The organism is Halalkalicoccus sp. NIPERK01, from assembly GCF_030287405.1.
Classification (GTDB): Archaea; Halobacteriota; Halobacteria; order Halobacteriales; family Halalkalicoccaceae; genus Halalkalicoccus.
This window is the reverse complement of record NZ_JASVVV010000005.1, coordinates 101590-126578: the sequence shown is the minus strand read 5'-3', so window position 1 is coordinate 126578 and position 24989 is coordinate 101590. Positions and strand designations below refer to the sequence as shown.

Here is a 24989-nt window from a genome sequence, read left to right as displayed (position 1 = left end):
GTGTCCAATCGAGGGTCATCTTGTCCGAGAGAAAAAGCCGGAGTTCCCACGGATTTGAATATGCCCTCATTGAAACGGCGCTGCATGTGATCAGGACAAGAGCGAGATTAATCTTAACTCTAAGATTAAGCTGGATTGGCGCCTGTTATCAAGAGACATGAGTCGGAAATTCCTTCCCAGTATTCGACTTAACGGGAGCTACCTAACGGAGGTGTAGCTTGGAGCGATTCCACATCAGACACCGACTTTACGACATCGACTAGGTCGTCCCGTGAGATGGGGTCAATCTCTTCGCGAACTCCGTCGACTGTATAGAGAATCGACGCCGAAATCTCACGCTCAGGATACAGCTCCCGAAGTACGTGATAGTAGACACTGAGTTGTTTTCGATACTCGGCTTCCGCGTGCCGACCACGGTCGGTCTTGTAGTCGACCACTTCGATGCGGTCGCCTCGAACGTGAACGAGATCGATAATCCCGGAGATCATCACGCGAGTCCCGTCGACGTCCAGCGGAAGATAGGCGTCCTCCTCAACGAGCAGGTCGCCCGACAGGCCGTCGAGAAACGACATCACGTGCTGTTTGTCGTCCCATCCGGGGTCGTCCCGATTCAGTTCTACATCATCGCCGCGCGCGTACGCTTCCGCAAAGTCGTGGACGTCGGTACCGAACGCCTTCCCCATACCATCGTCGACGTCCTCGAAAACATCCTCACGCATCAGCGAATGTGGTGAGTGTCCGACCGGTCCCTCCGGTGTCGGTACCGTGATCAGCAACTCCGTCTGCTCGGTTTCGTCTACGGTGTCCGCATCAGGTTCAGTGTCCCACGCTTCGATTTCGACCGGGAGTTCTTCGAGGAACGTGTTTGGGTCCTCCCCGGCCGAGAAGATCACGTGGCTCTCGGCGCGCGTAATCGCCACGTAGAGCAGTCGGCGCTCCTCGTCGTACTCCCTGGGCAAACACCGGCGGAGGACGTCAGTCCGCCAGTTATCGTACACGTGGGGGAGGCCGTCAGCCTCGGCGTAGCGTTTCCGCTGTCGGAGTTCGGCCGGATCCTGAAACGTGATCGTTCCATTCCCGCCGCCCGATGGCGGGAATCGCCCACTGCTCATGTTCGCGAGCACGACGATCGGATGTTCGAGCCCCTTCGCTGCGTGAATCGTCTGGACCGTCACTGAGTTCGCACCGGCATTCGCGTGAACATCGTGGGTACTGCCCGCTTCGATGCCGCGCTCGATGAACCGGATAAGGTCTCCCCGAGTCAGTGTCGTCGCGGTGTGTACAGACTGAATCGTGTGGAGGACGACGTCGGCCGTAGCACCATCGTACCCGTACCGCGAGAAAACGCGTTCGGCCACCCCGCCGAGCGTCTCCAGTTCTGTCAGCTTCTCGCGGAACGAGCGCATGTTCTCGGGATACGCCTCAGTCTCCAGGACGTGCTTGATCTCATCGAGTGTGTAGCCTGCTTGCTCGAGGACGACCGACCAGCCGCGGTCGGTGTCGGATTCGAGGATGCGGAGCCACGCTAGCAGTAACTTCGCCTGGGGCGTGCGGAACAGCTCGATCCCGCCCTCGTACGCCATCGGCAATCCGTACTCCTCGGCGGTCTGCAGCAGGTCGCGGCCGAACTCTCGCGTTCGCGTGAGAACTGCGACGTCTCGATACTCGGGCGTCCGAAGCGACCCGTCATCGGCCTCAACCCGGTAGGCGTCGTTGCCGACGATATCCTGAATCTTCGCGACCACCGACTCGTGTTCCTCCGGGCTCGCGATCGCTTCGATCTGGGTGTTCTCGTGTTCGGTGTTGGTCGAGAGTGAAACGATTCGATCCTGGATGGCCTCGACATCGACGTTGTCCCGGTTCGCCGCCGGAACGAGTAACCCGTGCTCCGAGAAGTCAAGGATCTCCTGGGTGGAGCGGTAGTTCTCGATAAGCTCGATGGTATGAATGGCTGCGTTGAATCACTAGACTGCGTCGGGATAGGTCGCTAAATCAAAGGAGTTGAAGCGGGAGACTGCGAGTGTCCATGACGCAAATCTCCCGCTTCACTGGCGAGATTGTCCCGATTTCTCAAAGAGTTACTGGCGATGGAGACGAATCCGCCGCTCCGGAAGGAGGCGGCGGATTCGCCGACTGTGCGCTTGTTTCCCTCCATTGTCTGCGGATTTACCTCGACACGTCTTACCGGATGACTATTGACCTGCTGAAGGAGATGCCACAAATAACCGGGGAGATCGGCCTCAGCGCGGCCGAACTCCCCTCTCCATCCACGTTGTGTAAAGCGTTCGACCGGATCAGTATGAGCGTCTGTCGAGTGTTGCTGCGCCAGTCGGCGCAGCTACACGATCCCTCGAAACACGCCGCTATCGACGCCACATTCTACGAACGCTCAGCTGCGAGCCGTCACTACTGCCAGCGAATAAGCTACCGTGTTCAGAAGCTGAAGGTCACGAAACTCGTCGATACAGAGTCTCAAGCTGTTCTTGACGTTCACTGCTCAACAACTCGGGAAGGAAGCGACGCAGACCTCGCCGAGCAGATCGCCCGCATTCCGGCGGGCGATCTGCGGTCTCTTGCCGCCGATAAGGGCTATGACAAGAAGTCACTCCGCGAAGCATTGCGTGAACTCGGTATCAGACCGCTGATCAAGCACCGTATCTTCGCTCCGTACGACCACGCTCACAATGCCAGAATCGACGAACACCGCTACAATCAGCGCTCTATGACTGAAACCGTGAACTCGGCTGTCAAGCGCTCGCACGGCGAAGCCGAGCGAGCGCGTTCTTGGTTTCGTGAGTTCCGAGAAGTCGCCCTGATGTGTGTCGTCTACAACATCAAGCGTGCTGTGAAACGGTGAATTCCGCCGCAGTATGGCGATTCAACACAGCCACCTTAACCCACATATTGGAACGATAGCCACGGCACCGGGTCGAACGGTGCAGGAAACGGTGACAACACAGGGACCATGGGGCGGCAACATGGATGTTCGCGATGCGGCTGAAGGCAGTACAGTATATCTGAATTCGTTCAACGAAGGTGGGCTTTTGTTCGTTGGCGACGTCCACGCTTCACAAAGTGATTCGGAGTACACAGGAATTGCAGTCAAGTCGATCGCGGAAATCGTACTGCGGGTCAGATCGTAGACGCGCAGGTTCCGGGTGTCTTCCGAATCGAAAACGATGAGAGCATTATCCATGTAGACTCAGCGAAAAACGCTGGCTCACCAGAAGACGCTATCAATAACTGTTTCATTGCGCTGATGGACGAACTCGTTAACCAACATGGGTTGAGTCAGCGGGAAGCCTACGTACAGATGAGTATCAATCCTGCAGTGACAGTTCGTGTCTATCAGTTCGTGCATCCTGGATTTTTCACGATCGGTGTCAAACTCGAGAAGGCATTTCTGGATTCCTATAGTTGATCGTTTATCTGAAGTAGACGAGAAAACTACGCAGCTACTAGTTTAGCTACGTGGTGCTACCGGACGGAAAATCTCGGACGCGCCTCAAAAATACCGTGTGTCCGATAGCAGGTACCGGACGACCGCGTGAGTATAAGTCGATTCGCCAGCACGTACGGGTTGTCTCGTATTGAACAGTACGCCGCGGTTGGTCTCTCGCCGACCGTCTGGGGCGCCGAGACGCGAGCAGACATCCGGAAGAACCTCGAGCACATCCACGAGAACCTCTCGGCTGCGGTGTGGCTGAGCGGTCTCGAACTCCCGGTTCGATTAGCAGTCATCCCCGAGGGCGCCCTCCAGGGGTTTACGGACGAGGTGTTCGACATGGACCACGCCGAGTACCGCGAGGAGATCGCGATCGACATTCCCGGCGAAGAAACCGACATTCTCGGCGAGTACGCACAAGAGTTCGGAATCTACCTCGTCGCGTCGGCCAAAGAACGGGCCCCTGAGTACCCCGAGAAGTTCTTCAACACGGCGTTCGTGATCGATCCGGACGGGGAGATCGTCCTCAAACATCGGAAGCTCACGCCGCTGTTACCAGTCGAACGGTCGGTGTCGCCTCACGATGTCTGGGACGACTGGGTCGATGCCCACGGTGACGACCTCGATTCGCTGTTCCCGGTCGCGGATACCGATATTGGCCGCATCGGCGTCTCACTCGCTATCGAGGGCGCTTACCCCGAGTATGTCCGCGGACTTGCGATGAACGGCGCCGAGATCGTCTGCCGCATCGCCTGTCCAGAACCGCTCGTGGCCAACGGAGGCTGGCGAATTCAGAACCGCGCTCGGGCCCTCGATAACTCGGTGTACGTCGTCGCCCCGAACCTTGGAACGTACTACCTCACACCCGATGCCGACACGCCCGTCGACACCTTTGGCGGCGACTCGATGGTCGTCGACCATGACGGCACGGTTCTGGCAGAACACGAGTATGGCGCGGGCTCGTCGTACGTCGCCGCGACGATCGATGTCGAAGGGCTCCGGGAGTTCCGGTATCGCTCGCCGCTGACGAACTGGCTGAAGGACCTGCGGACAGAACTCTGTCAGGTGATCTATGATCGTGAACTGTACCCGCCGAACCTCTGGTTGGACAGCCAGCCGGTCGACCACGAAACCTACGCAGAGGAGGTGACCCAGGCGCGGATCGACGCGATGGTCGACGCCGATATCTGGGTGCCGCCGTACTGGGAGCGCGAGGACGCAGACGACATGGATACGGCGGGTGATCGGACCTGAATGTCCCATTGATCGTACCGCTGGGATGACCTAGAAGGTAGATGTCGGGGGCAGAAAGTACACTCCGGCGCTCTTTTCTGCCGTTGGGGAATCCCAGTTCTGTTCCATACTATTGTAGTTGTCACATAGTTAGTTCGGAAAGATGGCGGTAAGCAGACGTCGCGAATCTGCATGGCTTGCTCGGGGAGTGAGCTAGGTCGCGGCTTGTTTCTGAGCGCCTGATTTTACGAGAAACTCAGCCGATCATCGGGTAGAAAATCGACTGACTTCGGAAACTCCTTTCCCGCGTTTGCCATAGCTCTAATCCAACAGCGACTCCAATTGGTATGATTCTACCGTAGACTGAGGAAATTGGGCTCTATTTGGCATGGCGAGTCACGTCGTCGAGGCCGAACAACTGCACGTCGTCACGTTCGGAAACCGCTTCCTGAACCGAGTGAGTCACACCGTTTCGTGTGAACAGCGCGTACTCGATGGTGACGTCACCGCCAGCGTTCGGTGACCATCGGATTTTGTCCGCGTGCTCTTCGAGCGAGGCGAGTGCGCCGTAGTCAAGTGGTGCGTTCGTAAACTTACATTCGCCGACGACCATGGTTCCGTCCGCCGTGAACCCGACGACGTCCACCTCGTGTTCCTTGTACCACCACCGTCCGATGTCGAGAAACGTCTCGTTTGGGTACAGTCTAGGGAGCGCACTCTGACAAAGTCCCTCGAATTCGGGACTGACGAAATCCGCGAGTTCTGGCTCGATGACGACCGCGTAGGCGTCGTCGCCCAACCGCTCGTACCGATCCTCGTTCCCGTAGACGAAGCGGAACCAGAACCGGAACAACGGGTCGAGAATCCGGTAGCGTCCGCGACGGGACTTCGCCTTCTCTTCCGTGATCGGGACCTCACGTTCGATGAGTCGAAGTCGTTCCAACTTCTGTGTGTACGTCGAGATTTGTTTCCCATCGATGCCGACGACCTGTGCGATTTCATTCGACGATGTCTTGCCCGCCGCGATGGCCGTGAGAATCGCAAAGTAGCGATTCGGATCCGTGAGTTCGGTTCGGAGGACGTACTCCGGTTCGTTGTGGAGGTACCCCTTTTGGGAGAGGACTTCTTCCGTGAGTATCGTTCCGAGATCGTGATCTAATTCGATGCCGTCGAGGTAGTACGGGACACCACCGAAGACTCCCCACGTAAAGATCCGCGCCTCCGGCGTGTAACTCTCCGGGAGGAACTCTTGGGCGGCGGAGAAGTCGAGCGGTCGAAGGTCGAGTTTCTCCGTGAACCGACCGTACAGTGGGCTGTTACCTAGCAGCGTCGCCTCCTCCATCATGCTGATCGATGACCCGATGAGAATCAGCGTTCCCCCGGTGTTCTGGAAACGATGATCCCACAGCCGCTGAATGACCGACGGAAGGCTACTGTCGGCGTCGATAAGGTACGGAAACTCGTCGAGAACGACGATTCCGTCCTGGTCGCCGAGATACCCGAGCAACGCTTCCCACTCTTGCTTGATCTGCGTGATACCCGGGAAGGACTCGGACGCGACATCCATGAACTCGTCCAGCTGAATCTGAGGGGTCGTTTCCGTCGCCTGGTACACGACCGCGTCGTCTCGCTCCGCTAATGAATGCTGAACGAGCTGAGTTTTCCCGAGACGACGACGGCCGAAGATGACGACCATCGCAGCTTCTTCCGACTCGTAGCAGTCACCGAGCCGTGAGAGCTCTGCCTCCCTGTTCACGAAGCGATTCATGTCTCCCCCTCTGCGGTGAAGCTGGATAATACTTCCGAATAGGCTATTTGTAAATAGCCTATTCGGGAATAGGCTATTCCAGGATTGGTTATTGTGCGCTACGTTCGCTGATGTTCCCGGCTAGCAGTAGCCACTTTCAGTAGGGTTCGTCATACCGCACGCACGAGAGGAGCGCCTGCCAGATACTGAAGGGCCGAGTAGCGGGGAGAGCTACAACGAATCATAGCAGGACACCCCATGATTCACCAACAACCTCCTGCCGACCGAAGTACGTCAAGGGCGCCCTATCTCCTCTATACCGTCATATCAGTATTGTTAGCGAGGTCTTACCGAGACAATTTTAGCAGATGGGGCCGGTCTAAGGTCGCGAAGAGACCCCCCGCCAGCGACGTCTTTTTGCGCACCACTCACCTAGTTTATTCGGACCATGGCGATCAAGCAGATGGACAACGTCCTCATCGTGGTCGAGGACCTCGAACCTGCGAAGGCGTTCTTCACAGAGCTCGGCATGCAGTTGGAGGGCGAGACGCGCGTCGAGGGAGAGTGGGCGGATCGCGTCGTGGGCCTTGAGAACGTCCAGAGCGACATCGCCATGATGCGGACCCCCGATGGCCACAGCCGCGTCGAGCTCTCGAAGTTCATCACGCCCGAGGCCACCCGCGACGGTTCCGAGGAACCGGCGGTGAACACCCTGGGGATCCGCCGCATCATGTTCACAGTCGACGACGTCGACGAAGTCCTCGACCGTCTCCGTTCCCACGAAGCCAAACTCGTGGGCGAAGTCGCCCAGTACGAAGACGTGTACCGCCTCTGCTTCGTGCGCGGCCCCGAAGGCATTATCGTCGGGTTGGCCGAGGAGCTCGACGGAGCCTAGCGGGTCGCTCCCACGCTCTTGGCGGTCACCGTTTTGAGCCCGGGCATCCCCGGGAATTAGGACCAGCCGGAATCAGGGCGACGACCCGTTCCGAAACCCGGTTAGTCGCCGCCTGGCGGTAACTACGCACACCTATCTATCGGCTGTTTCAGTAGAAATAGTGTTAATATAATAGAATTTCAACAGAGCCTCCTGGTTTACACAGCGGCGGTTGCATCCGGGGCCGTGCCTGCCTTCGAGAAGGTGCGTAACGTAGACACATACCATCTGATCGGTTACCGGCCCTTCTGTCCGTCCGTATTGAATAGACGCGACGATCAAGAGGCTTCCATGGCCAACCTCGTCTACGTCATCAACGCATCACTCGACGGCTACATCGCCGACGAGAACGGCAACTTCGACTGGGCACAGCCATCTGAGGACGCGCATGTCTTCTTCAACGACCTCCAACGATCGGTGGGCACCTTCCTTTGCGGCCGTCGCATGTATGAGACGATGCGGGTGTGGGACACCTTTCTCCTCGACGACCTACCCGAGGTACAACGCGAGTTCGCCGAGGCGTGGCGGGATACCGACAAGGTCGTCTACTCGACCACCCTGGACACCGTGCCGGAACCGCGGACCCGTCTGGAGCAGACGTTCGACACCGAAGTGGTACATAGCATGAAAGACCAAGCCGACCGCGACCTGTCCATCGGTGGCGCCGGCCTCGCTGCCGAGGCCATCCGGGCAGGTCTAGTCGACCGGTATGTACTGCGCTTGGTCCCGACGATCGTCGGTGGGGGGACCCGAGCCCTCCCCGACGCAGCGCGGGTCGACCTCGCGCTCAACACGACACGTCGTTTCGACGACGGCTCCGTCCTCGTCGACTACAGCCTCCGATGACCAAATCGACCCCTAAACAGGCAGCGGAAGAGACCACCAGTCAGATCAACGGAACGGATCACCTTCACCTGTAAACTACGCGGGTGTATCTACCGGCCAATCCGCGACCATCGGCCGTGCAAGATACGCGCGCTGTATGCAGCACGGTCGCTGAAACCCATCACTGATTGAGGGTTTCAACAAAGCCAACATAGACTACATCCCCGCGTCCTCGAACGCCCGTTCAAGCGATCGCCCCTCATCGATCAACCGGTCTACGTCTCGTTCCGTCTGAGCGACGGTCTCGGCGGCCGGGGTGACATCCTCAACGGCGTCACGGTCGATTGCAACCACTCCGGATTCGTCACCAACAAGCACGTCTCCTGGCTCGATCGATACACCACCAATCGTGACCTGAACGTTCCGCTCGACCTCTTTGCGTCCGCTCGGCCCGCGAGGCGTAACTGTCCGTGCGAAGACGGGAAAGCCGAGATTTCGAACCCCGGCGACATCCCTGACGGCTCCATTCGTAACCACTCCTCTCACACCAGTTGCTCTCGCGTATGTCGAGAGCAACTCTCCCCAGACGGCCTCCTCAACGCCGTCATTAGTATCGACCACGATGACCTCGTCTTCGAGAGCAGTATCGAGAGTCTGAACGGGGGCCCAGAGTGCTGTAGGGTCAAGCACGACTGTTCGGACCGTCCCAGCGAACGTGCAGTCGGAATGGACCGGCGTAATTGCGGAGGCCAGCGTTTCCACGCTTTCGTGTTTCGTGTCCGCGACTGCGGATGGAGAGCACTGCTCCAACCGATCGAGGAGTGTGGCGTCGATCGGACCGGTATCCGTTGACATACACTCTCAGAGGAGTGCATCGCATAAAACACCAGTGCAGGACCCTGTTCGATCCTGAATAATGACTGTAGCTGCCGTGGCTGCGGACATCGGCAGCGCCGTTTCCCTGTTCGATTTCGATACAGAAGCGGACTGAGCCGCAGATGATCTACGAGAGCTCAGTAGCCAATTCCACATACGAATCAACCACCATATCAGTCGAGTGGAGGGAACGTTAAACCGATTCACCAGGATCGTCTTCATTCCCGCTGCCTGCGTACCAGCGACGGGAAAGCGTGGGGTGCAACCGTCGTACACTTGTCACCTCGATCTCAGCGTTGATTGAATCCCCCACAAACGCGACCTGCTCTGGGAATTGAAGAGCCGTGAGCAATAGCCAGTGGATTCATGATGATATCGAACGGTCTGTAGCACAGCATGACTGCAGCAAAGGGATACAACATCACCGGGATCGAGCTTACCGATGATCAGTACACGGTCGAACAAAGTCTGTTCCGGAACAAATACACCGTTCGTGACGCCGCTGGCACCACCGTTCTGAAAGGCAAACAGAAGATGCTCAAGATGAAAGAGGAATTCCCGTTTGTCGATGCCAACGGCAAGACCGTCTTTACCGTCAAAGCCAGCGGAATCATCGACGTTGCAGGTGATTACCTGCTCACCGATTCCCGGACGGGCGACGAGTTCGTGATCCTCGATAACGACTATTCCCTTCTCCAAGATACATGGACCGTCCGAGACAGCGAGACAGGCGCCCCACTTGCCAAAATCACTTCTCGTGGCGCACTCGCAACACTCGCCCGGAACAAGCTTTCACTCGGTGGATTGATTCAGCACAAATACGAAATCACTGACGCAGACGGTGCGCACGTTGGGACGATTCGTGGCAAACTATCGCTCCGAGACCGCTACGAAATCACCATCGACGACGCGAGTACGGTCCCGAAAGAGTCGATCATCGCTGCGGCAATCGTTATCGACGCGATTCAAGGCAATTAGCTCAGTGGAGGCGCTAACCTGCCTCCCGTGACATCTCTCGGCGAGCAGATCAGGAGCAGGTGGTCATTTTCGAGCGAGACGGCATTAACGAGGTCGCGTTTCTCGAGGCGCTTCGGTGGGCCGTCAACGACGACGGTCTCCTCATAGGGTACCTCTAGACGACGGCGATCAGCCCAACACGCATCGTCTCCATTAGAAGAATGAGCCACGAAGCGATCGAGCGCCAGATCTGGTGGACATGGATTCTTCGATGGCGTGTTCCCAGAGCGATCGCTGAAAATAGGACACCGTAGAGAGCTACTTGGGACGAGGCGTTCGTGTCTCGGAGGATTCGTTTGCAGCGTTCATACCGACGGTCACGCCATCTGCGATCACCTTGTAGAGAATCCCCATCATCCCCGCGTAAAAGGCGAGAAAACTCCCAAGAGCGAGGAGTGCGCCAACCAGTGAAAAAACAATATTATCGACGCCGCCGATGGCAATCCCGATAAGGAGACCAAATCCAGTCGCGAGACCAATGACGAAGATATAGACGATCAAATCGAGGCCATACCGCACCCCATCGATGACATTGACTGTTGTCATAGCAGTAGTACAGTTTGTTACTACTCCAATATATATTTTCATTCTGTCAGAAAAGATGCTAAGATCGCTCTAAAGGCGAGGTTGGTCCAAGAGAAATAGTCGGACGGTATCGGCGATTCCACTCACCCCTGCTTCGGACTACAAGAAGTCTCCCCTTCGTTTGGAAACTGTAGCTGTCGATCCTGAGATATGATCAAATGTAATGCCCTCCAAGTTATACAGAGATATAACCAGCCGCCTTGTGCAACTTTTGTCTCCAGAGTCAGCTGATGTTGCACAAGCCTTCCACTGCAAGGGAGATCGCCACTCACGGATACGGAATGATCGATCTGTCTCAAAGGACTGGTTCCCTCATGGTCGAGATTACATACGAGAATACCAACGAGGAGGTAACGACTGTTCACGCTGCTGAAGCGAATATACCGTCCCAAGACCCCCATCTTCAAATATGAATTACAGAAGATGGGTGTGCTGATAGAGAGGATGATGCAGCAGAGCGTTGCCTGCAGGCCGTCTAGGTAACAGATTGAAATTATCTACTCCCGTAGTGCTGTCAAGGTATCGAGATAGCCACCTCGCCCGTAGTATTTCTTTTCGTACCCGTCTGGAATTACAGCAGTCTTCAGAAGCGAATTTCTGACCTGATTACTGTTGTAGCGCTGATTGTGGCCCTTTACGAGGGCAGCTGCCCCCGCTACTTGAGGTGCAGCCATCGAGGTCCCTGCAAACCAGTCATATCCGTACTCAGCACCGAGATACGTACCATCCTCAGCGAACTGTGGATACGCGACTGTGTTCACGATATTATCGTACGTGAACTCACCACCTTTTCCACCTGGTGCAGCGATGTCAACCGCACCAACGCCATGTGTCGTATAGGTCGCCGGTGAGTGGGGCGGTTCCTCATACTCGCCAGTAGCAGGATCGAATCCAAGTAGACCCGTAGCGCTGGTTGTGATTCCACCAGCAGTTTGGGACGAGTCCGTCTCGTCTCAGTTAAACTGGAGGCTCTCACCCCAGTTGCCACTCGCATGCGTATGGAGAGTTCCTCGTCGTCGTGCATAGTTCCCGACGCGTTGATGGACTTTCCCCCAGAATTTGCTCCAGCCCTCCTCGCGCATGTTCCACGTCCAACCGAGGCTAAGATTCACAGCGTCACAGCCGATCTCGGCAGCGTAGACGAGAGCCGCAATAACCGACCCCATCCATGTCTCACCCCAGTACTCGGGAGGGAGATCCTCCTGACCGCGGCTATTGAGTGTTGCATCGAAGACACGCAGATCAACGAGGTCAGTTCCGGGCGCGGAGCCGATAACACCACCTTCCGTTCGATCATTGGCGGCAACGATACCCGCAACGTGTGTGCCGTGTGCCCCTCCGTAGGGCTCTCCGATCCCGTACTCGTCGGTAGCAAAGCTTTTCGAGAGATCGAGGTCGACTTGTCCATCGAGATCGGGATGACCAGCCGCGATACCGGAATCGATGATCGCGACTCGAGTCCCTTCTCCCCTGGTGATGTCGTGAACCTCGGGAATCCCTTGGTCCTGCTTATCCCACTGATACTGGTACAGGTCATCACCTTCCTCGGGGTAGTCAATCGTCTCCTGACGTACCGGTTCGTATGGGTCGCGTGCCATACGCATATCCGGTGCGAACTCGGCTCGCGAACCACTGAGCTGCTCTTCGGTTGCCTGCACCACAAGAAGGTCAACGGGACTCAGATCGTGGATGATCTCGACATCATCTTCGTTTCGAAGGCTTGTGCTATCGACGATAAACCGTTGGGTCGATTCACCTGCTGCGAGCGACGATCCCAGTGTGAGAGCACCGAGCGATACACCTACTGATTTCAGTACGTGTCGACGGTGAAGATGTGTCCGTGTCATCGTGATTGAATCCCCTCGCCGTACAATGGGGTGTCAAAGTACGTCTCAACGCTGTAATCAGCCAGTTCGGGGTCGTCGGCGAGTGCGTCGAACGACTCGAGAAACCCGACTTTCGTGAGTTCCATCTGCCGACCAAGGCCTTTCTGACCGAGATCATCGGTCTGATAGGCGACTTCGTAGAGCATTCCCGCGACGCTATTGGCATCGTTGGCGATATTAGGACTCAAACTGTCGAGGTACGATCCCCATAGTGGGTAGTAGCCATATCGGGTGATGCTGTCGAAGATACTGTTACCCCGCTGGGCCAGTGCGTCGATCACCAGCGAGTTCAACTTGATTGAGCGTGTGCTCGTTTCATAATCAAGAAATGGGTTGACAGCATCGGTGACGGGCTCATGAGTTGCGGGATAGAACGGTGAGCGATCGAGATAATCCTCACCGTAGGCTGCCATCACGCTCATGAGGGTCTGTTTAGCAGGCTTGTTCTCATCACCAGAGTCTGGATAAAGGTTCCCGCCCTTGTGGTGATGCGTAATCGCGTAATCGGGATCGGCGTCGATAAACGATTCCGTGACGGCTCTGACTTCAGGCGCCAACCGCAGGCCACTCCTGAAGAGCGTATGTCCCTCATACGGCATATCCAGATATTGCTCATCGGACCACCACTCCTCTTCAGCGTCCGTCCGTGGGTTGAATTCTGATGGTGGCTGGATGTTGAAATCACGGTTCATGTCGTAGCCTGGATCGCCACCGGGAGAGGTAGAGTAGTAATATGGCCGATACTGTGACTCACCCTCCGTCCAAGACTGAGTATTCTGACGACGGCCAACCCACTCGGCATCACCATCACCGTCGAAGTCATAGTGGTACATCGCACCGTCGGGATTGACCCGCGGAATAATGGTGAACGAAAGGTTATCAAGGATGTGATTGACCTGCCGTGAGTTGCTCATACCGAGGCTCTTGATTACTTTGAGCGCTACCTCAGTTCCAATCGCCTCGTCTCCGTGGATCTGTGTGATGAGATGGACCTCCGTATCGCCGTTACCAACCTGAACTTCCCAGATCGGATCATTGCGTCCGGCCGAGCGGCCGATCTCTTCTAGTGAGACACGATTGCTTTTTCGATCTATGGCTTCGAGTTCTCTCGTGAGTTCCTCATTCGTGTGGAACGCATTCAGATTGATCGATTTTGAACTGCCGAGCTTTGGCCCACCTGGTCGATAGTTATCTCGGTCCGGTTTGGCGCTTGCCGTCCCAACGGTCGCCAGCCCGAACGATGCTGCTGTTGTCTTCAAGAATGATCTTCGTTTCATAGTTGATGATATTGTCTAGGGGGTCGTTGATGCCCTTCTTGAGTACTACGCATCCATCAAATATATTAATCCCATATTATTATAAATAACTATAGATATATGATATTTCCTATCCTATTTATTGGGTATCTATCGTTCCGGCGTGATATCAGTGGTCTCATCAGCCCGATCTCGTTTCAGTTCGATCACGACGAACTGTCCTGTTTCATCTGAGGTGAAGAGACACTCAGTAGGAGTACGTATGTGATATACCCGCATTTGGGTTAGCGCGAACAATCCGTTCTCGAATCTGAGCCACAGCTCACCGAGGACAGAACCGAATGTACGACGGCCCGCCGACGAACACGCGACCGAGCTTTTCGTAAACCCGTCCTCGAGACCTACGACGGAACCTATGCTGTCTGTGGTGCGAACCGTCGCCCACCCGCTGGAACACCGGTGGTTGAAGCTGCGCATATCTATCCACGCAGTAAGAACGGTCGTGACGATATCCGGACTGGAATCGCACTGTGTCGATTGCACCACTGGACGTTCGATACCGGGTGGATCGAAATCTCAACTGGGTACGAAATCGTCGTGTTTGAGAACCCGGAGTGTGACGAGTAGCACGAGTTCGAGCACGTAGATGGCCAGGAACTGCGGACGCCCGGTAACCATATACCCCATATAGATTAGTTAGCTGCCGGACGGCGGTCGTAAGCGGATTCAGTAAAATGGGATTGGAGGAATGATTTATCGAATAGCTTGGCCTACACGACACCATGCCGGACACTCACAGACTTGATGAGATGAGACATCCCGAGGTCGAATCGTACTTAGACCGCGCAGAGACACCAACGGCGTTGATTCCAGTCGGAACAACCGAACAGCACGGCGAGCACCTTGCGATGGGGACTGATGCTTTCATTCCAACGGAAATCTGCGAACGCATTGCAGAGGACGTTGACGCGCTTGTCGGTCCACCGATAAACTATGGCGCATCGGACATGCACGCCGGATACGCGGGCATCACATACCTCACGTACAGAACCCTAGCAACGGTAGTACACGATATCGCATATTCGTTGGCCGAAGCCGGATTCACTGATATCGTGTTTCTGTCCGGCCACCTCACTAATGACTGGGCAGCAAAAGTCGGGGCCAATCAGGCGTCACACGACTTGCCCGAAGAGAACTACGTGTATGCATTCCCCTATTGGGATGCGTTAAGTAGTGAAGACATGGAAGAGTACCTATCATTCGATGCCGGCTGGCACGCGAATATCGGGGAAACGGCGGCGGTACTGGCTATTGATGAGGACCTTGTCGATCTCGAAAATACGGCCTTTGACGCTCCTGATCTGCCGATGGACATCGAGAACCCTGCAGCACTATTGGATCATTTACTCATTGGCAAGGGCGCGTACTACCGGATTAGTGAAACTGGCGTCTGGGGCGATCCAAGTGATGCAACTGCAGAACTCGGCGAAGACTACTTCGAGACGATCACCCACGCTGTCGCCGAACTCATCAACACGTTCCAAGACGTTCGCGACGAGATCTACCAGCGCCAACGCCCAGACCGTGCACAAGAGCAGTGGGATACTTGAGGCCAGATCGGTTCAACACATAGTTGCGACGTTGGTGTCGATCGCAACTAGACTCCCCGAAAAGGAGTACTTCGTTCCCAATGCCGGCCACTACGGTGGCGGACGACTTATCTACCACACCGAAGACGGGACCTTGATTGGCGGCTCGAACTCCGGCGAGACGGTCAGGCAATCGGGTTCTAATACTCACCGTTAGAACCCTTATACGGTGGTGACTTCACGGGGTACTCACTAGAGATCAGTATGTTCGTACGTCGAGACCATCGATGCGTTCGAAGTGGTCAACGTTCCGGGTGACAATGGGCTCGTCGTGGAGAAGAGCGGTAGCGGCGATGATGCAGTCTTCGCGGTCGATTTCTTGTCCGGATGTGATAAGTTCGCCTGAGAGTTTCCCAGCCTTTCGCATTACCTTTGCGTCACCGGGGATGGCGTGGCGGGAGTCGAGGACAGCGAGTATCTTCTGGCGGCGCTCTTTCGGGGCATCCAACTGCGGGACGGCCTCGTAAAGTTCGAGTACGGTAATGCTGGCAAGGCGTTCTGGTCGGTGTTCGGACTCGATGATATCGAGAAATCGGACGGCCTCGGAGTCATCATGAAGGATATCGATGATAAACGAGGTGTCCTCGATCATTCCTTGCCCCGAAGGTCGTCAGCGAGGCGGTTACGGCGGTCGCGGGAGCGTTCCCGTCCATCCTCGATGATTGCTTCGAGGTCGTCCGCCTCGTCCTCAGAGAGGATGCCTGCGACCTCGGCCCAAGACCGTTCGCCTGCGATTCGTTTGACGACCTCCGAGAAGGATTCTCCCTCCCGTTTGCGGGCTTTGAGCCGTTCGTAGGCCTCCTCGTCAAGCGAGATCGTTTTGGTCGCCATTCCAATACACAGTTGTGTGTGCAGACTAATAAAGAATGGGAGGAAATAGCACGATCGTACGAAGGGTTCAGAAAACGGTCTGATTGCAGGGGAGTGAGGAAGTAGAATCGGCCCCAGATCCCATCTCGCCGCGATCGTCAGAGAAACTCGGACGAGCCACCAGCGTTCGTCGACGGGTACGCCCACACGATGCCCCCACAGAACGCTTTCTTCACGACGTGAATTGCAGAACTGCCGATACTCCTGGTGGACGTCTTCTGCTGTCAGCGTTGCACAGTAACTCGCGTATTTGATCGCCTGCAGATCGGTTGTTTCGTCGGCTGCTGAATACTCCCGCTCCGAACTCAGCCTGTCGTGATGCGGTCGAATCCCTCGTGCAAGTCGTGTATCGAGACACGCCCAGTCCCCAACGTCGATGCCTTTTCGCGCAACCGTTGGAGGAGGTCCTCACCAGGGTCGCCGTACACATCGATCGCCTCAAGCTCAAGGAGTTCACCAACCGGGGAGAATTTTGGACCGGCAGCGTCCACGTGATATTCAAGCGTCGCTGGATCGGAGTGCATGTGGACGACTGTCATTCGGTCCCCGTCACCGCTGAAGTAGACTTCGTACGAGAGGATGTCTGACTCGTTGGCTTCGACGAAGTCGGTCAGCCCCGACATGGCCGCCTTGAGTTCATCCAGTTTCCCGTCGCGTATCGCTGATCGGTCGACGGAGAGGATGAGATCAGTCGCGCGGGCACCACCGGCGGTCGACGATCCGTGAGTCGAAACGAGTCATACACGACCATCCATCATGCTTCGTCGACCTAACTACTAATTCCTCCTCATCTCCCAGGAAACTACTAGCTGAACAGTCTTATTCGCGAACTCGCTCCCCGATCTACCACGCCGTAATGAGAGGGGACCTGAGCTGTCTTCTAGATGCTATTGATATCTCCGGAGCGGAGCCAACTGCTCTATCCCCCTCGTGTTGAATATTATAAGAGGCTAAGTGGTCGTCGCTTGAGAACATAGTTGAGACAAGAGTAGTACCCAGCCCCATCAAACCATCCCACACGTCTCCTACCCAAATTCCAACGCCATGAACTCCCAACAGCCCACTCTCAAACAGTCAGTAGCGACTGTCGAACCGATACCACCTCGTCTGGACTCAAGTACCTCTAAGCTCGTGTACCTGTACTTGTGGACCAGCGAGTCGGCAACGATTGACGAACTCCACGCAGTACTTGGCCTCGAGAAACTGACGCTGTATCCCGTCCTGAACACTCTCATAGCGGCGGATCTCGTTACCCAATCCGAGGACAGCTACCGCTGTCAGAAACGCCTGCCAAACGAGACGAGAGCATGACCGCTGACACACTCTGTGTCGTCGTGCGTCTGCGGACGCTCGTTCCCAACGGACTCAACCGGAATCAAGCCGAGCAAGTCTCGGCAAGGCAGAAGGATCGAACGCGGTCCAGTCGCACTGTTCGCGGTGGGACCACGCGGCTGCTCGTTGCTGGGACGGGCCAACGGCCACCTTGTCCCCGGAATCGGGGACGATGACCACACCATGTCCGAGACGGTCGTCGTGAAACCCTACACGGGCGCGTAACAGGGATGGCTTTTGATGCCGTCTCGATGTTGCCCACGGTTCGAAACCGTCCTTGAGAACGGAGCCAACATTCCACTGTCACCGGACGATCGTTACCGGAATCGATGACCGCCGCGTAACAGCCTCAGCAACGCTCCCCAACAGCAGTCGCGAAATGCCACCTCTACCGCGACTCCCAAGCACGATCTGGTCAGCCTGCTGTTCGTCTGCATATTGTAGAATAGTTGTTGGCGTATGCCCCGTTAGTTGCTCGGTTGTAATCGTTACTCCGTGACTCGCTGCGATTTCCGTTGCTTTCCCAAAGAGCTCGTTAGCTTTTCGGCGTTCTTGCTCCATGATCTGCTCGTAGCCGACATACCCCTCTACTCCGTATTGATATCCCGGATTGATCACGTGAATAACTGTGAATTCTGCATCCGGGAAATTCGTGATCGCATACTCTAATGCTTTATCCGATTCCTCGGCATGGGTCATCGGCACAAGGATGTGTTTTTCCATACGTAATCCATGCGTTTGTACATGATTAATTTTTATAGATATGACCAACACACCGTTGCGCGGTTGAGATCAAGCTACCGGCCCGCAATTATCTCTGCGAGTCGGTCATGGCCATACCGATAGAGACCGACGACTGCCATCCAGTGAAGTGGGACCCACCCATTCGGGTAATCCCACTGTTCGCCTGACTCCGCCAGCGTCGTTGCCAACCCGCCGGGGTGCAAAAAGCGTTCTTCAAGACGGGTTGCGATCGCAGCTGCTTGGTCTTCCGTTGCCATCCCGCAAAACAGCGGCGCAACTGCTGCAAGCGACCATGTCTTGGTCCGTTGACCCTCAGACCAGCAGTAATCGAAGTAAAAACCCGCTTTGTCGTCCCAACATAGTTCCTCAACTGCACGTTGTCGTTTCTCTCCGGCTTGAGTGTACTGTTGGGCACGTTTTTGATTCTCAACCGCTCGTTCCCACTGTGAGAGTTCAGACTCTAGTGCATAATAGAACGTATTCAGGTCGTCCGGGGGATCGTTGACATTGCAGGTGATCACCTGCTCACGGATGCACAAACACGGAAAGGCCTCGTAATCCTCGATAACGACTCTTCGCTCCTCTAGACGGGTATCTTGACCTGTTTGAGAGAGGTCAAGAGTATCCGTCACTTGTCAGATCCACAGTTTCCACTAATAAAAATAGGATCAAGAACGCCAGAAGAAAATTATCACTCCCATTAATCACCCGTAAATAAGAGAAACCTGATTCGTGTGTCGTGCTCGTCGATGATCTACTGCCCTTGTGGCGCGCCAGTCGCGATTGCCAGTGCGGAGAGATCCGAGTACATGCTCATTGTCGAACGCGCATATCGAACCCCCTGCTTAAGCGCACTCGTCGCGCTTCAGCAGAGCGGTTAGGAACTCCGCATGGCACCACGCGAGCGGCGCCGCAAAGGCGATCACCTCTCGGTCCTCGAGCGCGGTCGCCATCTCGTCGTAGGCCCGGCGCATGTGACCGAGTTCCTCGGCGATCCGGTCGAACGGGACGTCTCGGAGCACGTCGGCGTCGAACTCCTTCTCGAAATCGACGCCGGTATTCCACTCCTTCTCGATGAACTGCTCGAACCGGTCGCGCGTCGAGAGGTGTTCCGGAATGTGGCCGTCCGCGTCGGCGTGGCCGGTGACCGTCGAGAGTACCTCGTCGCCGCGTTCCCGCTCGCCGAGGTCGTAGCGGAACTGCGCGTGCCAGGCCGTGTACTGCATCCAGGGGCCATTGCCACCATGCTGGTGGACGTCGTGGTCGCGGTGGAAGCCCCAGAACCGTTGGAGGCCACCCAGCCGCGGGTCCTCGAGGCTCGCCGTCGCCCGCTCGGCGGCGCGTACGGCATGATCGCCAAACACGTCGTCGAGTTCGAAGTAGGCCGGAGCCAGCAACGTAATGTCCGGACGATCGTCGCGTTCGCCCTCGAGAGTGTACCGACGCGGGACGGTCGTTCCGTCGACGGCAAAACAGCGTTCGACACCCGGCTTCAACAGCGAGCGCAGTTCGTCGACCTGCTGGATAGCATCATCGACAACGATCGGCTCGTCGTTGGGTCGGTCGCCAGCCTCTATCCGGTCGAGCGCGTCAGCCGTCTGTGTCAGCGCGGCGAGAAACGCGCAGTTAACCCATAGCGTGTAGCCGGACTCGATCGCACCCTCGTGGATGCTCGTCGTGCTCTCGATCAGGTGGGCGTTGGCGTCGTACAGTTCCGATCGGATGACCGTTACCGCCGCCTCGATACAGTCGACGACATCCATCAGGAATGCCGTCTCCGCCGATTCGAGATCGTCGGACTCGTCGAGCGCGAGTACCGCGTGCGAGAGGATCCTGATCCCGTGAGCGACGTTGTCTTCTTGCTGATAGATCGATTGGTCCTCTCCATCGAGTCCGTACCGCTGATACCACCAGCCGTTGTCCTGCGCGGCGATCAGAAAGCGGGCCACCTCGACGATCCGGTCCCGACACTCGTCCGGTCGGACGCCGCAGCGGAGCGCTGTAAGCCAGGCCCGGGTGATCGAGGCGACGTCGCGGGGGTAGACGTAGGGGTACCGGTTGTCAGGGTTACTGGCTAGTGGTACCGCGCCGTCGACGTCGGCGTCGTAGCTGAGTTCCGCCAGCACGTCGAGGTGGAAGGCCGGATCGTCGATCGGCGCGTCAACGTGCTGTGGGACGATGCTCGTTGTCGTCTGTTGAGAGTGAGTCATCAGTAGGGGAAAGCGGGGGAGTTAGCCGTGAGTGATCGGTTGTGTATCGGTGCATTCGCCGCTGACGCCGCGAGTTTTGATCGACGCCGTCGTGTCGGGGTCGAACAGGAAAACGTCCTCCGCAGCGACGCCAACGGGCAACTCGTCGCCGGGATCGGGATATACGCGTGGCGGCACGCGCGCCGTGAGCGATCGCCCGGCGACGTCGAGATAAACGAAGTTGTCGTTGCCCTGGTACTCGGTGACCGTGACGGCGGCCCGGAACTGGCACGATTCCGATGCTCTGGCCGACGGATCGTCGAGACGGAGGTCCTCCGGCCGTACGCCGAAGCGAACCGCCTCGCCATCGAGGTCGTCGTCGACAGCGTCCCGCGGGATTCGGCCGAGCGTCGTGCCGTCAACGTCGATCGCGTAGGCGTCACCATCCTCGCGGGCGACGGCGTCAAGGACGTTCATCGACGGACTGCCGAGGAACGCCCCAACGAACTCGTTGTTCGGGTGGTCGTAAGCGACCTCCGGTGGATCGACCTGCTGGACGACGCCGTCATCCATGATCGCGATCCGATCGGCCATCGTCATCGCCTCGGTCTGGTCGTGCGTGACGTACACGGCGGTCACGCCTAGATCCTCCTGGATACGCTGGAGTTCGGTCCGCATGTGCGATCGGAGCTTCGCATCGAGGTTGCTCAGTGGCTCGTCGAGCAGGAACACGTCCGGGTCACGGACGATCGCCCGCCCGAGCGCGACGCGTTGTTTCTGCCCGCCGCTCATCTCCGCGGGCTTGTCGTCGAGCAGTTCCTCGATTCCGAGCAGCTCCGCGCTCTCGCGGACTCGTCGGTCGCGCTCATCGCTCGACATATCGGTCGAATGTTTGAGCCCGTAGCCCATGTTCTCGCGTGCAGTCATGCGCTTATACAGCGCGTAGCTCTGGAACACCATCGCGACGTCCCGCTCGCTGGGCGCGAGGTGGTGGACCGCTCGATCTCCGATCTCGATCTCGCCGTCGGTCACCGTCTCCAGCCCGGCGATCATCCGCAGCGTCGTCGACTTGCCACAGCCCGAGGGGCCGACGAGGACGAGAAATTCGCCGTTCCTGACCGTTAGGGATGCCTCGTCAACCGCGGTCTCGGTTCCATCGGCGTCGTCGTAAACTTTCGTAACATTCTGGAGCGTGAGTTCAGCCATCGATGGTCACCTCAGGGTGGTCACTGTCGCGCTCTGGATCATCGGTCGCGGTCGCCGACGGACTGCACGATGGTGCGACAACCGCCGAGCCGTCGCCATACCGAACCGTGTATCGCCGTCCGCGGCAGTGCAGTGTTGCCTCCATCGTACCGTCGAGGGATGCTGCCGGGTCCGCGACTGGGGTGCCGTTCTCCACGTCGAGGCCGAGCGCGGCCTGCGCGAAGCCGAAGGCGCTTCCGGCACTCCAAGCGGCCGGTTCGCACGAGTCGGGGTGCTGGACTCGGCCGGCGTCGACATCAGTGCCGTCGAGGCCGACCAGCAGCTCGGGAAATCCCCACCGGCCGGGATCGGTAGCACCGGTCGCCAGCACGTCGAGGCCGCGGTCGACGAGCGCGCTCGCGGCGTCCTCGCGGCCGTAACGCGCACACCCCATTGCAGCGATGCTGGTGTCGTGGGGCCAGACGCTACCGCGGTGGTACGACAGCGGATCGAACGCGTCATGGGACGCCGAGAACGTGCGGAGTCCGGCGTCGGTCAGCATGTCGGGACGCAGCAGCCTGTCGATCACGTTGTCGGCGCGCTCCGCCGGGACGATCCCGCCCCAGAGCGCGTGGCCCTGGTTCGACGCGACGGCATCGACCGTGCCATCGGCGTCGAGCGCGAGCGCGTAGCAGTTCTCGTCAGGGAGCCAGAACTCGCGGTCGAACGCCCCGCGGAGCCTCGTCGCCCGCTCGTCGAGTCGGGCTCCGAACTCGTCGTCGCCGCGGCCTGCCGCGAGCTCCGAGACGCCACGGAGTGCACGATAGGCGTACCCCTGTACTTCCGCGAGGGCGATCGGCGGCGCCGCCGCGGTTCCGTCGGGTCGGGCGATCGCTCTGGCGCTGTCTTTCCACCCCTGGTGGGTGAGCCCGTGCTCGTGATCGTGGGGTTCGTACCACAGTACCCCGTCCTCGTCGCCGACCGCGATCGTCCACTCGACGGCGTCGACTGCGGCGGCGTACAGCTCGTCGGTGATCGCTTGCTCGCCCGCCCACTCGCCGTAGGCGGCGACGAGCGCCGCGAACAGCGGCGTCGCGTCGACGGTGCCGTAGTAGGGCGAGCGGATCGACCGGCCGAGCGCCGGCAGGTCGCCGCGGCGCCCTTCGTGGGGGATCTTGCCGGGTTTGGCGAGCGTGTCGGGGTCGGCCGTCGACGCCTGCCGCCCAGCGAAGTACGTCAGCGCGCTCCGGGTCAGGTCGGGCGCGAACGGCAGCGTCTGGAGGCCGACCAGCAGCGCGTCCCGTCCGAACGGCGCGACGAAGCGCGGCGCGCCGGCCCCGGGAACGCCCTCGGGGAGCATCAGCGCTCGAAGTGTGTCCTCGGCGGCCGCGAACAGGTTCGGGACCGACGCCATCGACACCGAGGGGTCGAACTCCAGATCTACCCGCTCCCGAGTCGGTCGAAGCTTCGCCGTCGCGACGACGGACACGCTTTCGCCCGACGGGATCTGCAGCGTGCGCTCGGCGGTCGTCTTCGCGATCTCACAATCCGCCTCGACCGCCGCCGTTCGGGCGCCGTCCAGTTGGATCGTCGCGCTCCGGGTCGTCCCGTCCGGGGACGTCCCCGCCAGCCTTGCGCCGCTCTCGCGGTCCGCGGCGGTGACTTCGCGCTCGACCGGGTCGCGCGCGACGAAGTATCCTGGACACTCGAAGACGTGTCGAAACGCGGACGCGGCGGTCAGTTCGACGTCGACGGCGCGCTCGTCGGACGTGTAGTTCCGGAGCGTCGTCTCGACGATCACTCCATTTCCGTCCACGGAGACGGCTTTCTGCAGCAGGAATCGTCGGGCGTCGCCGCGACCCTCGCCGGGTGCGCCGCCGACCAGTACGGTCGCGACGCCGTCGCTCCCGACGCGGCGGTCGAGCCGGTCCCAGCCGCTCTCGGGCGCGTCCCGATCGGTCACACGGACCGAGAACTCCTCTAGGTATTGTGTATCGTTGGCGTAGAGGCCGGTTTTCAACCGATCGGGGCGAACGTCGCCCGCCTCCCCGACGACGCAGACGACGCCGTCGCGAACCGCTAGCGCGCAGCCGTCGGGAATCACCCGTCGATCACCTCGCCGTCGGCAGCGAACCTGTGGATCGCGTCGGCCGGCAGCCGAAGCGTCACGGCCGAGTTTCGACTGATCGTCTCCGGCCGGTCACGCAGGCGCGCGGTGATCCGGTCGCCGCCGTAGTCGACCTCTACCTCGTAGGCGTTGCCCAGCGGCTCGACGACGAGTACCTCGCCATCGAGTTCGTACGTCCGGCCGCCGTCGGCCGTCTCGTCGGTCTCTTCAGCGATTACGACGTCCTCCGGACGGACGCCGACGGTTGCCGCCTTCGTGAACCGGTCGTCGCCCTCGTCCTCCGCCAGTCGATCGGGGTCGAGGAAGTTCATCGCCGGCTCTCCGAGGAAGCCGGCGACGAACTCGTTGACCGGATTCTCGTAGACCTCCTTCGGTGTGCCGACCTGCTGGAGTTTGCCGTCGTTCATCACCGCGATCCGGTCGGCCAGGCTCATCGCCTCTTGCTGGTCGTGCGTGACGTAGACCGTCGTCGTGCCGAGTCGCTGCTGGAGACTGCGCAGCTCCGATCGAGTCTGGACGCGCAGCTTCGCGTCGAGGTTCGAGAGGGGCTCGTCCATCAGGAACGCCTTGGGTTCGCGGACGATGGTCCTGCCAAGCGCGACGCGCTGGCGCTGGCCGCCGCTGAGCTGCCCCGGCTTGTTGTCCAGCAGGTCGTCGATCTCCAGCAGTTCGGCGGTGCGGCGGATCCGGTCCTCGGTCTCGTCCTCCTCGACGTCCATCTTCCCGAGCGGGAACGCCAGGTTCCCCCGAACGGTCTTGTGAGGGTACAGCGCGTAGCTCTGGAACACCATCGAGAGATCCCGCTTCTGGGGGAGCGTTTCGGTGACTTCCTCGTCGCCGATCTCGATACGCCCCTCGGAGGGCACCTCTAGCCCGGCGATCATCCGCAGCGTCGTCGACTTGCCACAGCCCGAGGGACCCAGCAGAACGAGCAACTCGCCGTCCCGAATCGTCAGGTCGAGGGCCTCGACGGCCACGAGGTCGCCGAACCGCTTGGTGACCCCGCGGAGCCGGATCGATGAACTCTCGTCCGAACCGAGCGCGTCGGCGTCGACACCGTCGGTCGTGGAGGAGTGATCGACCGCCAT

The 24989-nt window shown here is 58.5% G+C and carries 21 protein-coding genes and 3 pseudogenes; 9 read left to right on the top strand and 15 right to left on the bottom strand.

The genetic code is table 11. The features are described from left to right. Positions 1 to 188: 188 nt before the first annotated feature. A pseudogene (locus tag QRT08_RS18895) lies at positions 189 to 1949 on the bottom strand (3'-5' exonuclease); the annotation flags it as partial. A 77-nt stretch (positions 1950 to 2026) separates the two neighbouring features. Here QRT08_RS18895 and QRT08_RS14580 point away from each other — a divergent pair. From QRT08_RS14580 to QRT08_RS14570, 3 genes are all read left to right on the top strand, one after another. Further along, positions 2027 to 2857: an IS5 family transposase gene (locus tag QRT08_RS14580; RefSeq protein ID WP_286046699.1), complete on the top strand. Its 831-nt coding sequence runs from the start codon at positions 2027 to 2029 to the stop codon at positions 2855 to 2857. Positions 2858 to 2870: 13 nt separating this feature from the next. Further along, on the top strand, positions 2871 to 3143 hold the full coding sequence (locus QRT08_RS14575; RefSeq protein WP_286046698.1) for an acetamidase/formamidase family protein: 273 nt from the start codon (positions 2871 to 2873) through the stop codon (positions 3141 to 3143). Positions 3144 to 3547: 404 nt separating this feature from the next. Further along, entirely contained in the window at positions 3548 to 4699 is a 1152-nt protein-coding gene (locus QRT08_RS14570; protein WP_286046697.1) for a nitrilase-related carbon-nitrogen hydrolase, read from the top strand. A 358-nt stretch (positions 4700 to 5057) separates the two neighbouring features. On the opposite strand, the gene QRT08_RS14565 is transcribed toward QRT08_RS14570, so the two are convergent. After that, positions 5058 to 6446 (bottom strand): ATP-binding protein, encoded by a 1389-nt coding sequence (locus tag QRT08_RS14565; RefSeq protein ID WP_286046696.1) that lies wholly within the window; start codon positions 6444 to 6446, stop codon positions 5058 to 5060. 427 nt (positions 6447 to 6873) lie between these two features. On the opposite strand from QRT08_RS14565, the gene QRT08_RS14560 reads away from it, so the two are divergent. Next, positions 6874 to 7320, top strand: a complete 447-nt coding sequence (locus tag QRT08_RS14560) for a VOC family protein (RefSeq protein WP_286046695.1) — start codon at positions 6874 to 6876, stop codon at positions 7318 to 7320. Positions 7321 to 7650: 330 nt separating this feature from the next. Then, positions 7651 to 8205, top strand: coding sequence for a dihydrofolate reductase family protein (locus QRT08_RS14555; RefSeq protein ID WP_286046694.1), 555 nt, complete (start codon positions 7651 to 7653; stop codon positions 8203 to 8205). 195 nt (positions 8206 to 8400) lie between these two features. Here QRT08_RS14555 and QRT08_RS14550 read toward each other — a convergent pair whose 3' ends face one another. Beyond that, positions 8401 to 9039, bottom strand: a complete 639-nt coding sequence (locus QRT08_RS14550; protein ID WP_286046693.1) for an RraA family protein — start codon at positions 9037 to 9039, stop codon at positions 8401 to 8403. A gap of 417 nt (positions 9040 to 9456) precedes the next feature. Here QRT08_RS14550 and QRT08_RS14545 point away from each other — a divergent pair, with 417 nt between their 5' ends. Next, positions 9457 to 10038: an LURP-one-related family protein gene (locus tag QRT08_RS14545; RefSeq protein ID WP_286046692.1), complete on the top strand. Its 582-nt coding sequence runs from the start codon at positions 9457 to 9459 to the stop codon at positions 10036 to 10038. A gap of 297 nt (positions 10039 to 10335) precedes the next feature. Here the strand turns inward: QRT08_RS14545 and QRT08_RS14540 are convergent, their stop codons facing one another. The 3 genes and pseudogenes from QRT08_RS14540 to QRT08_RS14530 form a co-directional block, all read right to left on the bottom strand. Continuing rightward, the gene (locus QRT08_RS14540; protein WP_286046691.1) at positions 10336 to 10623 is read right to left on the bottom strand and encodes a hypothetical protein; all 288 of its coding nucleotides are present in this window, start codon (positions 10621 to 10623) and stop codon (positions 10336 to 10338) included. A 536-nt stretch (positions 10624 to 11159) separates the two neighbouring features. Further along, positions 11160 to 12260, bottom strand: a pseudogene (locus QRT08_RS14535) (S8 family peptidase). A 245-nt stretch (positions 12261 to 12505) separates the two neighbouring features. After that, positions 12506 to 13825: a M14 family zinc carboxypeptidase gene (locus QRT08_RS14530; protein WP_286046690.1), complete on the bottom strand. Its 1320-nt coding sequence runs from the start codon at positions 13823 to 13825 to the stop codon at positions 12506 to 12508. A 408-nt stretch (positions 13826 to 14233) separates the two neighbouring features. Here QRT08_RS14530 and QRT08_RS14525 point away from each other — a divergent pair. Further along, positions 14234 to 14431: pseudogene (locus QRT08_RS14525) on the top strand (HNH endonuclease); the annotation flags it as partial. A 155-nt stretch (positions 14432 to 14586) separates the two neighbouring features. Further along, positions 14587 to 15414, top strand: coding sequence for a creatininase family protein (locus QRT08_RS14520; RefSeq protein ID WP_286046689.1), 828 nt, complete (start codon positions 14587 to 14589; stop codon positions 15412 to 15414). A gap of 238 nt (positions 15415 to 15652) precedes the next feature. Here the strand turns inward: QRT08_RS14520 and QRT08_RS14515 are convergent, their stop codons facing one another. The 3 genes from QRT08_RS14515 to QRT08_RS14505 form a co-directional block, all read right to left on the bottom strand. Beyond that, entirely contained in the window at positions 15653 to 16045 is a 393-nt protein-coding gene (locus QRT08_RS14515; protein WP_286046688.1) for a type II toxin-antitoxin system VapC family toxin, read from the bottom strand. Further along, positions 16042 to 16284, bottom strand: coding sequence for an antitoxin VapB family protein (locus QRT08_RS14510; RefSeq protein ID WP_286046687.1), 243 nt, complete (start codon positions 16282 to 16284; stop codon positions 16042 to 16044). Before QRT08_RS14510 ends, QRT08_RS14515 begins: the two co-directional genes overlap by 4 nt. A 344-nt stretch (positions 16285 to 16628) precedes the next feature. Continuing rightward, complete coding sequence (locus QRT08_RS14505) at positions 16629 to 16946, bottom strand: hypothetical protein (protein WP_286046686.1); 318 nt, start codon at positions 16944 to 16946, stop codon at positions 16629 to 16631. Positions 16947 to 17367: 421 nt separating this feature from the next. On the opposite strand from QRT08_RS14505, the gene QRT08_RS14500 reads away from it, so the two are divergent. Further along, positions 17368 to 17634: a helix-turn-helix domain-containing protein gene (locus tag QRT08_RS14500; protein ID WP_286046684.1), complete on the top strand. Its 267-nt coding sequence runs from the start codon at positions 17368 to 17370 to the stop codon at positions 17632 to 17634. Positions 17635 to 17958: 324 nt separating this feature from the next. On the opposite strand, the gene QRT08_RS14495 is transcribed toward QRT08_RS14500, so the two are convergent. From QRT08_RS14495 to QRT08_RS14470, 6 genes are all read right to left on the bottom strand, one after another. Continuing rightward, a complete protein-coding gene (locus tag QRT08_RS14495; protein ID WP_286046683.1) occupies positions 17959 to 18378 on the bottom strand; it encodes a universal stress protein in 420 nt (139 codons plus the stop codon). A 74-nt stretch (positions 18379 to 18452) separates the two neighbouring features. After that, positions 18453 to 19031 carry a trehalase family glycosidase gene (locus QRT08_RS14490; protein ID WP_286046682.1) on the bottom strand — a complete coding sequence of 193 codons (579 nt, stop codon included), beginning with the start codon at positions 19029 to 19031 and terminating at the stop codon, positions 18453 to 18455. 213 nt (positions 19032 to 19244) lie between these two features. Then, entirely contained in the window at positions 19245 to 20609 is a 1365-nt protein-coding gene (locus QRT08_RS14485) for a glucoamylase (protein ID WP_286046681.1), read from the bottom strand. A 21-nt stretch (positions 20610 to 20630) separates the two neighbouring features. Then, positions 20631 to 21794 carry an ABC transporter ATP-binding protein gene (locus QRT08_RS14480; protein WP_286046680.1) on the bottom strand — a complete coding sequence of 388 codons (1164 nt, stop codon included), beginning with the start codon at positions 21792 to 21794 and terminating at the stop codon, positions 20631 to 20633. Continuing rightward, positions 21787 to 23877, bottom strand: a complete 2091-nt coding sequence (locus tag QRT08_RS18890) for an MGH1-like glycoside hydrolase domain-containing protein (RefSeq protein WP_286046679.1) — start codon at positions 23875 to 23877, stop codon at positions 21787 to 21789. The genes QRT08_RS14480 and QRT08_RS18890 overlap by 8 nt, the downstream gene beginning before the upstream one ends. Further along, the gene (locus QRT08_RS14470; protein WP_286046678.1) at positions 23874 to 24989 is read right to left on the bottom strand and encodes an ABC transporter ATP-binding protein; all 1116 of its coding nucleotides are present in this window, start codon (positions 24987 to 24989) and stop codon (positions 23874 to 23876) included. Before QRT08_RS14470 ends, QRT08_RS18890 begins: the two co-directional genes overlap by 4 nt.